The sequence below is a fragment of the Agrobacterium sp. DKPNP3 genome (genome assembly GCF_052686535.1).
The window spans coordinates 1-1,286 of the sequence record NZ_JBQYSN010000179.1 but is presented as its reverse complement, the minus strand read 5'-3'; the positions used below and the strand labels follow the sequence as shown (position 1 = coordinate 1,286).

Annotated in this window: 1 pseudogene; it reads left to right on the top strand. The window is 57.8% G+C overall.

Annotation, left to right across the window (positions count from 1 at the left end):
• Positions 1–688 precede the first annotated feature (688 nt).
• Positions 689–1,286 (top strand): annotated as a pseudogene (locus ACUTJJ_RS24995) (methyl-accepting chemotaxis protein); the annotation flags it as partial.

Below are 1,286 nucleotides of genomic sequence, written 5' to 3'. Positions count from 1 at the left end.
GTCGCAGTTCAGGCTGGCGGACGGCAGCTATCAGGTGAAATCCCAGCCCGCTCCGGTTCGCACTACCGGCAACGAGAGGTCCGTTGCCTCTCCGGCCCGCGCCCTTGGCCGCAAGCTTGCCTCGGCATTCTCCGGCAATGCCGCCGTCGACACAAAGGGCGACTGGCAGGAGTTTTGAGGCCAGCGCTGCTCGCTTCCGGTATGAGCTTCCATCCGACGGTACCGCATGACTGAAGGCTAATGCCCCGCAGGCGCGAATGCTCTGCGGGGCTTAATTTTGATCGTGGCCCGTATCGTCCGGGTCGGTGGGGGAGGTGGGACGCCAGATTGGTTGGAGGGTGAAAGCGCGCTGGCCTGTCACGGGTGTCATTCGTCTGCATTTCCCCTGTGAACAGATTATAAAGTTTTTCTACATAATATTGTTATCGGAAAACAGATTGATGCCGTCGCCCCTTGGCGGTTTTGCGTGCTTTTTCCCGAAATTCTGTCTGTGGCCGTCGCTTGCCCACGGAGCAGCATCGTCGGCCTAACCATGTTGCCGAAAGCGTGCTTGTTGGCCTTCGCGTCGTGGTAGGCCGCAAGCGGTCTGTAAAGCCTTGATGACGAAGGCGTTTGACGTGCAATGTCATTTTCGCCGAACACCTCCGGCACGGGGAAGGAGCGGTCTACAGCTTTTAAAGGGTTTCCCGTGTCCTTTCTTCAAAATGCCAGTGTCCGCACTAAAATTCTGTCGCTCATTTTGCCGCTTTGCATTGTTGGCCTGGCCGCCACCACGTTCATGGCCAGCCGTTACAAGGAGGCGGACAACGCCTATTCGGATTTCATCGCCAAAGACAGTGCTGCACTGGTAGAGCTGGCGCGGGCCACACGCAACCTGCAGTCGGTCGCTTACGGTGCCTATCAAATCATGGCATATGATGCGGCTGGGCCGGAAATAAAGGTCGCCCAGCAGGCTTATAATGAGAGCAAGGCTCTCCTCATACAGCGCCTCAACAAGGTGAAGGCCGTTTTTCCGAAAGAGGCCGCTGCGATGGATGCCTTCATCGCGCAGTCAAAGACAATTACAGACATGACCGACAAGGCTGTTGAGCTCGGAATGCTCGACAAGAACGAAGAATCCGCCGCCCAGCTCCGGAAGGCGGATACATCGATCACGGCGACTGCGGCAGCCCTCACGGCGTTCGTCGACAAGCTCTCTCAGGGCGTCGTTGAGGGCAGCGATGACCTGACGCATCAGACCACTTCGACGATCCTGACCTCGCTGGTGGTTGTGGGCGTCGTCTTCC